Genomic DNA, 12,629 nt, shown 5'->3' with positions numbered 1-12,629 from the left:
CGTTCGCTCACACAGCCACCCCAGCAACCCCAAGCCCATTGACCGGCATGAGCACCTCGGAGCCACTCGGGCCCCGGCGGACCCGCGACGGTCCGTCCCGCGAGGTGGGGCAGGCCCTACCCCCGAACCTGCGGTGTACCCCAGTGACCGGGCGACCGCCCGTACGAAATGGTGAGGGGCAGGACAACAGGTCCGAGATGTCGTTCCAGCCGGTCCAGCGTGCTGTGGCGGAACCGCGCATCGAACGTCCTGGCTCCGGGACCCTGCCGCGCCGAACTCCTCAACTGGCGGATCTGCAGGGACCGGCGCGCCGTCCCGCACACTCCAGCGAGCCGAAGGAACCTCCTTGCGCAGCCCCGTAGCCCCGCCGCGATCCGCCGGAATATCCGCCCGCACACTGGCTGTCCTCGTCACCTGCGCCGTGGCCCTCGTCGCCGCCTTCGTCGTCGCCCCGGGCACGCTGGCAGCGAGGGGGGCGGACGGCGGCCTCGCCGATAGTCACCGCCTCACCGAAGCCGTCCGCCAGGCGCTCGTCGGGTATTGGAGTTCCGGCGACCGGGAATTCACCCCGGGCTTGGAGAGAGTTGTCGATTACTGGTTCCGATACCACGTCGCCAAGGCCGTGATCGCTGCGATCTTGCTGATCGTGCTCGTTGCGCTCGGCGTTCTCCTCTGGAAGGCGTTCCTGAAGGCCGGCGGTCTCGGAGCGGGAAGGAGGGTCGCCCTCGCGTCGGCCGGCGTTCTTGTCACGATGCTCGCGCTGCTCTCGTTGGTGACGGTCATGGCCAACGTCCAGGGGGCGGTGGCGCCCCTCTCCTCGCTGTTGCCGCTGCTGGCGGTCGGCACAACCGACGGAGAGCTCGCCGATACGCTCGATCACGTCAGGCAGCGACTGGCTGACTCCCTGGGCACCGGTGGCCAAACGCCTCCTGCCCTTGAGGTGATGATCAGCGACTTCGCTCGGTACCACGTGGCGATGGCCGTGGTTGGTTCGATCGTGGCGGTCGTACTCATCGGCATGAGCGTGGTGTCGTGGATGAGGTTTGCGAGAACGGAGTTGTCCGACAGGCGCACCAGGCGCGTGTGGGGGTCGTTCGGCGCTCTCTCGGCGTTGTTGTCGCTGGTCGTCATCGTTGTCGCGGTGGCAAACACGACCACCGCGGCAGATCCGGCGCCGGCGCTCCTGGCCTTCTTCGAAGGCGGATGGTGAGTCGCCTCGTGGGCGATCAGCTTCCTCCCCGGACCCGGCAGTCAGCGATGGCGCCGGCGAGGGCTCCCAATGCCGCTGAAACATGCAGCGGGTCCGGTGCAGTGCCTGGAGGCGGCCTTCGCCGGCTGTCCCGACCGTGACGTACGGGAGTGGGCACGTGCATGCGTACACCGACAGCCGTACCTGCGGTTGCCCCTCGCGTCCCCTCACAGCCCCTCACGGCGCCTATCGATCGCGCCGGGCGCGGGCGGGGAGGTCAGGCGGTGGGCGCGCCGGCCACGCGGCGCTCGCCGCCGTTGCACTGCTGCCACGCCTTGTAGACATCGGTGGCGGCATCGCGTGCCTCGTGGCGCATGGGCAGGCGTCGCTCGGTGTAGTCCTTGGCGAACTCGCCGTAGAAGGATTCGAGTTCGAAGTACTTACGGTCGTCGACGTAGTGCGGCTCGTACGCGTCCCGAGTGGTCAGGAAGACGACCTCGTCGGGAGAGCAGTAGTAGAGCGAGCCCAGGCACATCGGGCACGGGTGCGCGAGGACGTAGATGGTGGTGCCGGTCAGGTGCTCGGTGCCGAGCTTCGTGCACGCGTCGCGGATGGCGAGGATCTCGGCGTGCGCGGTGGGGTCGCTGGTCTGCGCGACCAGGTTCGGGCTCTCTGCCAGGATCTCGCCATTCTTGACGATGACGGTGGCGAACGGGCGGCCGCCCTCTTCGACGTTGCGGCGGGCTATGTCGATCGTGCGCTGTGCGAAGTCCATGGAGGTTCCTCCGGGAAAGAGCGGCGGGGCCGCTCGGTGGGGTGATGAAGAGGGGGGCCGGGGCGGGCCGATGGCATGTGGCCCGCCCCGGGTTTGGCCTGACGGCAGTGCGGTCAGAAGGGCTTGGTCGGCAGGTACTTGCCGTCCAGGGTGATGACGGCGCGCTCGCCGCCGTCGGGGTCGGCGACCTTCTTCACATCGAGCTTGAAGTTGATGGCGCTGATGATTCCGTCGCCGAGCTCCTCGTGGACCAGCGCCTTGAGGGTGGTGCCGTAGACCTGGAGCATCTCGTAGAAGCGGTAGATGGTCGGGTCGGTGGGGATGCCGCCGGGAATGGAGCCGCGGGTCGGAATGGTCTGCAGGATCATCGCGTCGTCGGCGTCCAGGTCCAGGAGCTCGGCGACGGCCTTGGCCGAGGCCTCGGGCAGCGGGTGCTGGCCGAGCACGGCGGCGGTGACGAACGCGACGGAGAAGCCCGCGGCGTCGGCGATCTGCTGCCAGGACAGGTCCTTGCGCACCTTGGCGTCGACGGCCTTGATGGACAGGGCCTGACGGGCGGAGTTGTCGAACTGGGCGTGCACCATGAGAAGTGTTCCTTTCGGTTGTGCCGCTCGCCGAGAGAGAGAAAGGGGAACGGCAGGTACTGGGGGGCAGGCGGTGCTCCCGGGACAGGCCGGGGCACAGGAGCAGGTTTCGAGGCCCGGTGTCAGGCGGCGTGGGCGGCCGGCCGGGAAGCCTCAAGTTCCTCGACGGCGCCTGTGGGTATGTCGTAGACCCAACCGTGCAGGGTGACCGTGTTCGCGGCCAGGGCGCGTGCCACCGAGGGGTGGGTGGCCAGGTTCACCAGCTGGGCGCGCACGTTCGCCCGCACCAGGGCATTCACCCGCTCGGCGCCGGTCTCGGCGGCGGTGCGGGCCCGGGAGGCGTCGGCGTGACGCAGCCAGTCCGCGATCGCCGGGGCGGCGCTGAGGTCGTGGTGCTCGGCGAGGGCGGTCATCGCGCCGCAGGCGGAGTGCCCGCAGACCACGATGTCGCTCACTCCCAGGACGGCGACGGCGTACTCGATGCTGGCCGCTACGCCGTCCGGGCCCGGCGTGTAGGCGGGGACGAGATTCCCGGCGGTACGGATGACGAACAGCTCGCCCGGCTCGCTCTGGGTGATCAGTTCCGGCACCACACGGGCGTCGGAGCAGCTGATGAACAGGGTGGTCGGCCGGTGAGTCTCAGCCAGGTGGGCGAAGAGCTTCTCCTTGGCCGGGTAGACATCCCGCTGGAATCGCGCGACGCCCTCGGTGAGGTCTTGCATGGTCACTTCCTTCGGTGGGTGTCGGCCCCGTGGGGCTGACGAGATCCACCATGCATGACCTGTACCTATAGTGTCCAAGACGCAATATCAATCCTTGCTATCGATGACATCTATAGTTGAGTCATGACCCCGGACCTCCGTCACCTGCGGTACCTGCTCGCCGTGGCCGAGCACGCCAGCTTCACCCGGGCCGCCGAAGAACTGCATATCTCCCAGCCCACGCTCTCCCAGCAGATCAAACAGCTGGAACGCGCCGTCGGCGCACAGCTCCTTGACCGCAGCGGGCGCACCGTACGGCTCACCGACGCCGGCGAGGCCTACACCCACTACGCCCGCCACGCCCTCCACGACCTGGCCACCGCCGAGCGTGCCGTCCTGGACGTCGCGGACCTCTCCCGCGGCCACCTCCGCCTGGCACTCACCCCCACCTTCACCGCCTACCTCATCGGCCCCCTCACCGCCGAGCTCCACTCCCGCCACCCCGGCATCACCCTGAACGTCAAGGAGATGACTCAGGACCGCATCGAGACCGGCCTGCTGGCCGACGAACTCGACCTCGGCATCGCCTTCCACGGCCCCCACCTGCCCGGCATCACCGCGACCCCTCTGTTCACCGAAACCCTCAGCCTCGTCACCGGCACCGGCACCGGCACCGGCACCGAGCAGGCCCGAACCGCTCCCGAGGAGCCGATGCCTGTCCACGATCTCGGCGACCGCCAACTCGCCCTGCTCAGCGGCGACTTCGCCACGCGCAACCATATCGAGGACTACTTCAGCACCCACCGGGTGAAGCCGAGCATCGCTGTGGAGGCCAACTCCATCCAGGCCCTCACCGAGATCGTCCAGCGCACCGAACTGGCCACCGTCCTGCCCGACGCCATCACCCACGACCATCCCCACCTCACACCCATCCCTCTGGAACCGGCCCTGCCCACCCGCACCGTCGCCCTCCTGCGACGAGAGAGCACGTACCAGAGCGCCGCCGCCAGTGCCTTCACCCGCCTCACCCAGCACATCGTCCACGCCCGCCACTACACCCCCGCCTGACCCGTACACCGCAGGACCAGCCGGGCGCACAAACTGACATCGAGGCGCGCGCCGACCGGGTCACCGCCGCCGGTGCCCGGCGATGACCCGGTCGGATCTCGCGAGCAGCGGCGCGACCGCGGGTGCGCCTCGAGGGCGCAGATGCTGGTGACGACGGGCCTGGGCCGGGACGTGGAATGCGGTGGTCACCGCAGGATGTGGGTGCGGTGCACCCGCGTGAGACAGGGCAACGTGAAGCGCGTACGGCGTCGGAGGCCGGGGCTGGTGTCGATGAGCCGTCCGAGATCGCGCTCCGGGCGGGCACGTCGACGGTTGTCGGCAGAGATGTCGACGGCTGTCGGCGGGGACGTGGAAGGAGTGGCTGCGGTACGGGTCGAGGAAGCTGCCGCGGGCGCGCTCGACGCCGAAGGTGATACGGCGTTCGCCGAACGACACCGCGCACCCGCCGTCGCGAAACGGGGCGCGGGCACATGCCCGGACAGTGTTCGCCAACGGATTCCCCGTTTGCGGCAGGCGCCTGTGACGCGGACGCGTACACGCGGCAGCGCCTCACCATGGCCCGCCGAAGAGAACACGTCCACCAGCTCAACCCGAAGCAACCCTCCGCTATGGCCTTTCGCGGTGAGTCACTCTTCCTCGGTGGCCCCGCGTCCTGCCGCCGGGGGCGTTGCCGCCGGAGGTGAAGTGTGCTGCGGATGAGGCCGCGACGGTGCCGGCGAGCTCAGCTGTAGTCGTTCTTCTTGAGCTCGATCACCCAGGCGCGGCGCTCGCAGATCTTCGCGTCACGCATGCGGAACACCTCGGCCATCGACATGCGCATCACCTCTCCCGTCTCGCGCCTCACCGTTCCGGTGAGCTCCGCCATGACCACGTCGTCCTCCTCGACCATGCGCACGACCTCCAGCTGCGGCGGCGGGACGAAACCCGGACCCTCGATGGCGGCGTCGTACGCCTCCTTGCCGGTCAGGCGGAAGCCGCCGAAGACGGTCCACTGGATGTCGTCGGTCAGGCAGCTCAGAATCTGCGCGTGGTCGTTCTTGCGGAAGCCGTCCAGGTAGGTCTCGACGGTCTGCTTGTTCGAGGACATGGTCCCGCCTTCCTCTTACCGCTCGTGCTTTGCAACCACTAGAAACACTAGTCAAAGGTGCTGGTACGTGATGTCCGGTGATCGTCGGCATTTCCGGCCGCTGCAGTCGGAGTCGGAGGAGGGCATCGCCTCCAACATCCTGGCAGACCGGCTGCGGAAGCTGGTCGAGGCGGGGCTGCTCACCCGCGATGATCCCGGTCCCGGCCGCCGCGCCACCTACAGCCTCACCGAGCCCGCGGTCCAACTCGTCCCGGTCTTCGCGCAGCTCGGCGCCCGGGGCCTGCGCCACCGCCCCACGGCCCCGGCCCCGCGCGTCCGCGCCGAGCTCCTGGAAGCCGGCGGTCCGGAACTGTGGGACGACTTCATGACCGAACCGCGCGAACCAGACGCACACCCCGCACGGGCTGGAGTCGCGGCACACCTGCGCCCCGCGACTCCAGCCCGCCCCGTCGCGGCCTGTTCCGATTCGTAGCACCCGAGGTCACGTCACATCCGTGTGCCGACCGCTCGGAGGACTCCCCTCAGACTGGTGAGGCTGCTGTCGGCATGCCCCGCCGCCACACCGCGCCGGAACACGTCGAGCACCGCTTCGGGCAGAGCGACGCCCACCCCTGCGGCCCGCACCGTGTCCACCACGTGTTCCATGCTGGCCACCCCCTGCGGCGTGTCGGAGCTGAGGTTGGCGACGACCCTGCCCGGCAACGCGGCGGTCATCGGTTCGAGGATGGCGTACATCGCGTCGTAGTCCGTCAGACTCAGGATCACCAGGTCATTCGCGGTCAACGCGTCTTCGGCCGAGGGAGCGAGCACCGCACCACCGGCCACGAGGCCGTCCGCCTTGCTCGCCGTCCGATTCCACACGGTCACCTCATATCCTCGCGGCCTCATTGCTGCTGCAACGGCAGGGCTACGACGACACAGGGATCAAGCAGATCGCCCAGGAGGCCCGAGAGGCCCAAGCCACGCTCGGCTCCGTGTACCACTTCTTCCCGGTCGGGAAACAGGAGTTGGCAGTCGCCGCGATCCACCACGGCGACCAGGAGTTCTTCGAGATGCTGCGCGCCGTACTCGGCCACGAGGAAGACCCGGCTCGGGCCATCGCCGCCCTGTGCCGCACCCTCACCGAAGGTCTGCGCGCCTCCGACTGGATCGACGGTTGCCCGATCACCACGACATCACTCGGCACGGCAGGCCGCGTTCCGGACGTGCAGGTGACCGCCGCGGAGGCGTTCGCCCGCTGGCGAGGCCTCGTACACGACAAACTGCGCGCCTCCGGCATAGGCGAAAGTGACGTACACGACCTGGCCCATACGGGTGATCAGCACGATTGAGGGCGCCGAACTGGCAGCCCAAGTTTCCCGAAGCAAGGAGCCACTGGAAATCGCGGGCAAGCACCTGGTCCGTTTGATCTCCCTGCACCAGTAGCAACGGACACGCCCCCTCGGCCAGCCCGATGACTGCCACGTCGCGGTTGATGAACCCGAGTTCGGACCCGTAGAGGGTGCGGCCGTCCGGCGCGGCATCGCTGTCTTCCATGCCCGCAGCGGCCGGATTTTCCACGACTGCTCGCCTCGCGCCGACCGCCCGCTCCGACCGCCGCGCCCGCGCCTCCTGCCGCCCCTTGCCCCCCAACACGGCTACGCCTCGGCCTGCGGTTCGTGGGCATGCTTCAGCGCCATCCGGGCAGCCACCACATCCCCGGAGCCCACGGTCTCCCAGAACGGGTGCGTCGACACCGTGATGGACAGCTCCAGCAGTCGGACCCGGTAGTCGGCGATCCGCCGCACCTGCTCATCCGAGTAGCCAGGACTGTCGGGCTTGGCGGAGACGTAGGTGCTGTGGAGCTGCTTGTCCGTCTCCCACCCCGGCATCGGCTCCACTGACCACGGCAGGGTCCGGGCGTACTCCTCGTACTCGGCACGGGTCTGATGGAGGGCGAGCTGAGCCTCCCGCAGATCCTGCGGGAAAGGGAAAACGACACTGGTCTTCGGCACACGTGAATGCTCTGCCTGTTCGAATACGCAACACGAGCAGGCGCGCCGAAATATCTCATAACGCACGAAAATCGGCGCATCCGCTGCCAGTCAGCCGTCAGGGCATCACTCCACGCAGCACCCGACGCGGGTCGACGGTGGAGAGCGCTTGTTCCAGCGATCGGCCTCGCAGCCGTTCGTCCGGCCGAAGCGGGCAGGGAGTTCGGCGGCAGGCCGGGCCACAGTCACTTTCGACACGATCGGCGACGGGCAGGGCAGGGCAGGGCGGGGCTGCAACGCCCGCGGCACCCATGTACCGGCGACCCGACCGCCGTCGCCCGCCCCTCCCCCTCCCCTCCCCCCTCCAGCCTCGCCAACATCCCAGGCCCAGCCCCTGGCTGAGTTCCCGTCCGGGCGACACGTCGCCGGGACGGGAGGGAGCCCGATGCGGCCCTCAGATCCACCTGAGCACCGCCTCAGCACAACCTTCCTACGACACGACACTGTCACCGGGCTGTTCGCAGCCGACGAACCCGACGACGATCAACGTGCCCGGATGTTCGGCGTCCACGGCACTGCTGAGGAGGGCGCACTTCCAGACGACGTCGGAGTCGGCCAGCTTGATCTCCCCGGCGCCCTGATATCCGGCCGGACCGCCGGTACAGCCCACCCCGCCGATCCGGTTGATGTCATCAGCCACGACGGACTGACAGGTGTAGACGGGGTCAGCCGCGGACGCGGTACCGGTACCGGCCAGGACGACGGCCGCAGTCAGACCAGCAGCGATGATCATGGTGCGCGAGCGCATGTGTTCTCCCGGAAAGCGATCGGACATGGAACTCTGATCGGACCAGACCCCGCGCACTCCGGACCGGGATTCAACGCACCGTGGGCGTTTCGGCCCAACGACGAATTCCCGCACCGCCACCGGCCCCGACCGCGCCCGGCGGCGGACGGCGGAACGCCTCGGCCGAACGGGCGCGGGACGCTGGTGGTCAGGAACAACCGGAGCTGATTTCGCGGAAGTTGGTGTAGTGGTCGCCGGTGTACCAGACGGTGTGGGTGCCGGGGTCACGGATGAGGCGTTCGGCGTCCCGGTGCTGTCCGGGCGTGCGGGGGTTGACGTCGTACTCGCGGTAGGAGCCCTGGACCGGGAGGTCCTGGGAACGGTTGTAGAACTGGTTGCTGCCGCGGATGACGAACGGGGTGTTCACCACCGGGTAGTCGGTGGGACGGGCCGCCTGCGGCCAGTCCAGCTCCTTCCAGATCCCGCAGGCTTCCTTCACCTGCCCCGGGAACGCTTCCACCGGCAGGGGCGGCCCGATCACGTCGGCCCGCACCGACAGGTGCTGGGAAGCGTTGAGGGGCGTCCCGGCGGATGCCGAGGACACAGCCGGAGCGGCGAGCGCGGCCACGAATACCGTGGCGGCGGCCGCGTACCTCAGATTGCGCAGAAGAATCATAGACAGCCCAACCACTCACCAGCCGCTCGGGTTACGCACCGTCATCCATCCCGATGCCCCGAGCCGGGCAGCCGGCCGCGGGATCGGAGCGGGACCGACAGTGGTCAGGCACCTTCGAGGGGAGACTGAACAGCCGCCCGCAGAGACATGGCGCGGGTTCACACCGGCGGATGGAGGTGGGTGCGCTGCCCGTCGTGATCGAGGATGCACAGGATTTCCGCCGGTCCACCGTGCGCCTTGATGGCGTGGGGGATCATGGTGGAGAACTCCGCTGCCTGGCCCGCCTCGACCCGGATCGAGCGCTCGCCGAGGATCAGCGTGATCGTTCCCGACAGGACGGTGAACCAGTCCTTGCCGGGGTGGACTCCGAGTCGGTCGCCCCCAGGGCCTTGCCCTTCATCGGTGATCCGCATCTTGGCTACAGTGATGCTGGCCGGCCCGGATCCGCGGTTCAGCAGCCATGTGGTCAATCCGCGCTGTTCGTCGCGCTGCGGCCTGATCACGACATCGTCGTCATCGACGGTTTCCACCAGCTGGTCGAGCGAGGTTCCCAGGGCGCGAGCCAGTGCCGTGAGCTGGTCGAGGCTGATGCGCCGGTGGCCGGTCTCGATGCGGCTCAAGGTGGACGGGCTCAGGAAAGCGCGCTCGGCAAGGTTGTCGAGCGACCAGCCGCGCGCCTGCCTCAGGCTCCTGATCCGCATGCGGACCGTACTGTCCAAGTCGCTTTCTTGCGTCATACGCAAGAGTGTATGTGTTACACGCAAGGTCGGGTTAGCGTCGGAGCATGAACACCACCGAGACGAGCACCGTTCACTCGCACCAGAACCACACCGGGGCCGACGCCGACACTGTCGCCATGGCCGAAATGCTGGAACTGGACGCCGAGGTTCTGGGTACCTACCTGTCGGAACTGACGGCCTGGCTGGATGAACTGACCGACCGGGAACCTCGCCGCATAGTCGATCTGGGCAGCGGGACCGGGACCGGTGCCATCGCCCTGGCGCGGCGTTTCGCGCGGGCCGACGTGACGGCCGTGGATCTTTCCCCGCAGATGCTCCACCGGCTGACGAAGAAGGCGTCCGCACTCGGTCTCGCCGACCGGGTCATCGGCGTCCAAGCGGATCTGAACGACGGCTGGCCGACCCTCGACACCTGCGACCTGGTCTGGGCTGCCGCCTCCCTGCATCACATGGCCGACCCCGACCATGTTCTGGCCGGAGCGTTCGATGCCCTGCGGCCGGGCGGACTTCTGGCCCTGACCGAAATGGACTTCTTTCCCCGCTTCCTGCCCGACGACATAGGCGTGGGCAGCCCCGGCCTGGAGGCCCGCATCCATGCCGCCCTGTCCCCGGGCCCGGCCGTCGACTGGACCGATCACCTGGCCCGCACGGGCTTCGCGCTGGAAGCCAGGCGTCCCTTCACCATCGACCTGCCCGCCCCGCTGCCGACCGCCGCCGCCCGCTACGCCCAGGTGTGCCTGCGGAAGCTGCGCTCCCACCTCGACGAACAGCTGCCCGCCGAAGACCTGGCCGCACTCGACGCCGTCCTCGACAGCGAAGGCCCCCACAGCGTCCTGCGGCGCGAGGACCTCACCGTCCGGACTACCAGGACCACGTGGGCTGCCCGCCGCCTCTGACCGGCAGCGGGCAGCGGGCAGCGGCACCGTACGGTCGCGCCGACAGCGCGGCATACGCCGACGCGATGTCGGGGTACGCCGCCCTGGAGCGGGACGAACTGGGGCCCGTGACCCAGGCGTTGTGGGCCGAGCGGACAGGGCGAAGGGGCTCGCTCACAGCCTGACCGGCAGGCTCAGCAGGTGGAAGCCGTGGGGGCGATCCCCGTGTCGATGAGCAGGAAAACGATGCCGACCAGCTCGTCGTCGCTGAGCGGGTCCTCGCTCTTCCGGGCTCCTTCGACGAGGGCGGAGATCAGATCCTCGGCTGGGGCGGCCCTGCGACGGGCGATGAGTTCCTTGCAGTACTCCACGATCCCGGCCAGTGCCTTGCCCGCACGGCTTCCGTCGCCGCACGCGAAGTCGCGGATCCACGCGCAGACCTGGTCGCGGTCCCGTTCGTCGACACCGACCAGTTCGCAGATGACTTGGGTGCTGAGGGGATACGCGAACTCCCCCAGCAGATCCGTACGGCCGCCGTTCCGTTCCGCCGCGCCCAGCAGCCCGTCGGCGGTGCGCTCGACGAACTCGCGCAGGGCGGCGATCCTGCGGGCGGTGAAAGCCTTGGTGAGCGGGGCGCGGCGGCGAGCGTGCTCCTCGCCGTCGAAGAGGGCGAGATGTCCGGCGAAGTACTTCACGTACTCGGCGGGCAGGCCGGCGGAGGCGGCCTCCCGCCAACTCGTCCTGCGGGTCCGCCTCTTCGCGTTCGCTCGTGATCGCCCTGCGGTCGCGGACGAGCCGCGGCTCCGTGAGAGCGGCTTGACGTCGGCGTACCTGGTGACGAGCCGGACGGGGGTCCGGAGGCCAGGGAGGACGACATGGGGCAGTTCGGGGCGCTCGCGGAGTTCGGCGTAACCGTCGACCGTGCTCTGGACCTGCTCGGGGGTGAGATGGACGGTGGTCATGACGGTCTGCCTTTCGCCCGCGTACGGAGTGGGGAGGGGCCGGCGGGGGCATGGGAGAGCCGCTTCCTCGACCGGACGCCACCTGTGGGGTTCGAGGTGGAGAGGATGTGGACGGTGGCTGTCCTGCCGACGGCGATGGCCGGCGGTGCACCGGGCCGGTGTTCCGGGGTGGAGCCCCGTCGTGAGGTCATGCGGCAGAGCTTGGCCGCACCCGGCTTCAGCCCGGCTACACCTCGGTTTCACCCCACACGCCGCGGCTTCAGCCCCGGACCATTCCTGATCCCGCTCCGGGCAAAGGGACCCTTGCGAGGACTGCCGGGCTCCGCGGTCACACCCACTTCGCGGACTCCGGGTCGACGCCGTGGGCTGCGGCGTTCGCGAAGATCACGTCGCGCAGCCAGACGGTGAGGCCCGGCGCGAGTGCCTCGTAGGCATCGGCATACCCGGCATCGCTGACGTACATCCGGCCCATGCACGCCTGCATCGAGTGCGTGCAGTCGAAGTGCCCCGAGATCAAGGCGCGGTGCCGCTCCGCGAGGGCGTTCGCTTCGTCGGATCCGGGTGCGACACCGGCGTACTTCGCAGTGGCGAGGTCGGCGTTCAGGGCATCGGTGGCTGCCGCGACCGTCTTCCAGTCCTGCGGCGTCGTCCCGGCGGCCCGCTCGGCGTACTGCGTCCACTGTGCGCTGTCGCCCCATCGTGCCTCGGCCTGCTCGGCCCAGGCGGGCTGCCAGTCGGCACCGAAGATCTCGACCTGTTCCTCCGGGGTCAGTCTCATCCCGGGTTTCGATGCCTCCATCACGCGATCGACCGCGCCGACCATCTTCTGCAGGCGGGCGATACGTTCCACGAGCTGTGACCGCTGCCGACGCAGGTGCTCGCGCGCATCGGCGTCAGGGTCGTCGAGGACCCGGCCGATCCCGGCGAGCGGAGACCCGAGCTCCCGGTAGACAAGGACGCGGTGGATGCGGGCGATGTCGTCGCCCGAGTACACCCGGTACCCGGCCCAAGTGCGCCCGCTGGGACGCACGAGGCCGATCGCGTCCCAGTGGTGCAGCGTCTTCACACTGACGCCGACGAGCGCAGCCGCTCGGCCGACGGTAAGCCCGTCGGGACCGAGCGGTTCGGCGCCCTCCCCAGTGAAGGTCGGCTCGTGCTCGCGGGCATCGCTCGTCATCGGCTCAGTGTCGCTCACCTCGCCGATGCCCGGAC

15 protein-coding genes and 1 pseudogene are annotated in these 12,629 nt (G+C 69.0%); 5 read left to right on the top strand and 11 right to left on the bottom strand.

Annotated features, from left to right (window positions below; translation table 11 throughout):
* Positions 1-421: 421 nt before the first annotated feature.
* Positions 422-1,210, top strand: coding sequence for a hypothetical protein (locus tag OG413_RS38210; protein ID WP_266813764.1), 789 nt, complete (start codon positions 422-424; stop codon positions 1,208-1,210).
* A 256-nt stretch (positions 1,211-1,466) separates the two neighbouring features.
* Here the strand turns inward: OG413_RS38210 and OG413_RS38205 are convergent, their stop codons facing one another.
* From OG413_RS38205 to OG413_RS38195, 3 genes are all read right to left on the bottom strand, one after another.
* Positions 1,467-1,964 (bottom strand): nucleoside deaminase, encoded by a 498-nt coding sequence (locus tag OG413_RS38205; RefSeq protein WP_266813762.1) that lies wholly within the window; start codon positions 1,962-1,964, stop codon positions 1,467-1,469.
* A gap of 113 nt (positions 1,965-2,077) precedes the next feature.
* Positions 2,078-2,548 (bottom strand): cyanase, encoded by a 471-nt coding sequence (gene cynS / locus OG413_RS38200; RefSeq protein WP_266813761.1) that lies wholly within the window; start codon positions 2,546-2,548, stop codon positions 2,078-2,080.
* Positions 2,549-2,670: 122 nt separating this feature from the next.
* Positions 2,671-3,270: a carbonic anhydrase gene (locus tag OG413_RS38195; protein ID WP_266813760.1), complete on the bottom strand. Its 600-nt coding sequence runs from the start codon at positions 3,268-3,270 to the stop codon at positions 2,671-2,673.
* A gap of 123 nt (positions 3,271-3,393) precedes the next feature.
* Here OG413_RS38195 and cynR point away from each other — a divergent pair, with 123 nt between their 5' ends.
* Complete coding sequence (gene cynR, locus OG413_RS38190) at positions 3,394-4,317, top strand: transcriptional regulator CynR (RefSeq protein WP_266813758.1); 924 nt, start codon at positions 3,394-3,396, stop codon at positions 4,315-4,317.
* Between the two features lie 721 nt (positions 4,318-5,038).
* Here cynR and OG413_RS38185 read toward each other — a convergent pair.
* The gene (locus tag OG413_RS38185; protein WP_266813756.1) at positions 5,039-5,404 is read right to left on the bottom strand and encodes a nuclear transport factor 2 family protein; all 366 of its coding nucleotides are present in this window, start codon (positions 5,402-5,404) and stop codon (positions 5,039-5,041) included.
* 67 nt (positions 5,405-5,471) lie between these two features.
* Here OG413_RS38185 and OG413_RS38180 point away from each other — a divergent pair.
* Positions 5,472-5,735: pseudogene (locus tag OG413_RS38180) on the top strand (winged helix-turn-helix transcriptional regulator); the annotation flags it as partial.
* Between the two features lie 155 nt (positions 5,736-5,890).
* Here OG413_RS38180 and OG413_RS47015 read toward each other — a convergent pair.
* Positions 5,891-6,292: an NAD(P)-binding domain-containing protein gene (locus OG413_RS47015; RefSeq protein WP_323138001.1), complete on the bottom strand. Its 402-nt coding sequence runs from the start codon at positions 6,290-6,292 to the stop codon at positions 5,891-5,893.
* On the opposite strand from OG413_RS47015, the gene OG413_RS38170 reads away from it, so the two are divergent.
* A complete protein-coding gene (locus tag OG413_RS38170; protein WP_323138000.1) occupies positions 6,292-6,735 on the top strand; it encodes a TetR/AcrR family transcriptional regulator in 444 nt (147 codons plus the stop codon). The genes OG413_RS47015 and OG413_RS38170 overlap by 1 nt on opposite strands.
* A 306-nt stretch (positions 6,736-7,041) precedes the next feature.
* Here the strand turns inward: OG413_RS38170 and OG413_RS38165 are convergent, their stop codons facing one another.
* From OG413_RS38165 to OG413_RS38150, 4 genes are all read right to left on the bottom strand, one after another.
* The gene (locus OG413_RS38165; protein ID WP_266813754.1) at positions 7,042-7,398 is read right to left on the bottom strand and encodes a hypothetical protein; all 357 of its coding nucleotides are present in this window, start codon (positions 7,396-7,398) and stop codon (positions 7,042-7,044) included.
* Positions 7,399-7,867: 469 nt separating this feature from the next.
* Positions 7,868-8,185, bottom strand: coding sequence for a hypothetical protein (locus tag OG413_RS38160; RefSeq protein WP_266813753.1), 318 nt, complete (start codon positions 8,183-8,185; stop codon positions 7,868-7,870).
* Between the two features lie 187 nt (positions 8,186-8,372).
* Positions 8,373-8,840: a ribonuclease domain-containing protein gene (locus OG413_RS38155; protein WP_266813752.1), complete on the bottom strand. Its 468-nt coding sequence runs from the start codon at positions 8,838-8,840 to the stop codon at positions 8,373-8,375.
* Between the two features lie 158 nt (positions 8,841-8,998).
* Positions 8,999-9,577: a helix-turn-helix domain-containing protein gene (locus tag OG413_RS38150; protein ID WP_266813750.1), complete on the bottom strand. Its 579-nt coding sequence runs from the start codon at positions 9,575-9,577 to the stop codon at positions 8,999-9,001.
* A 47-nt stretch (positions 9,578-9,624) separates the two neighbouring features.
* On the opposite strand from OG413_RS38150, the gene OG413_RS38145 reads away from it, so the two are divergent.
* Positions 9,625-10,476: a trans-aconitate 2-methyltransferase gene (locus OG413_RS38145; RefSeq protein WP_266813748.1), complete on the top strand. Its 852-nt coding sequence runs from the start codon at positions 9,625-9,627 to the stop codon at positions 10,474-10,476.
* A 173-nt stretch (positions 10,477-10,649) separates the two neighbouring features.
* Here OG413_RS38145 and OG413_RS38140 read toward each other — a convergent pair whose 3' ends face one another.
* Entirely contained in the window at positions 10,650-11,417 is a 768-nt protein-coding gene (locus OG413_RS38140; RefSeq protein ID WP_266813747.1) for a hypothetical protein, read from the bottom strand.
* A 328-nt stretch (positions 11,418-11,745) separates the two neighbouring features.
* Complete coding sequence (locus tag OG413_RS38135) at positions 11,746-12,594, bottom strand: MerR family transcriptional regulator (protein ID WP_266813745.1); 849 nt, start codon at positions 12,592-12,594, stop codon at positions 11,746-11,748.
* Between the last annotated feature and the right edge of the window lie 35 nt (positions 12,595-12,629).

Origin of the sequence: Streptomyces sp. NBC_01433, from assembly GCF_026340105.1 — a bacterium.
GTDB lineage: Bacteria > Actinomycetota > Actinomycetes > Streptomycetales > Streptomycetaceae > Streptomyces.
The sequence above is the reverse complement of the archived record's forward strand: the minus strand, read 5'-3'. Positions and strand labels throughout refer to the sequence as shown.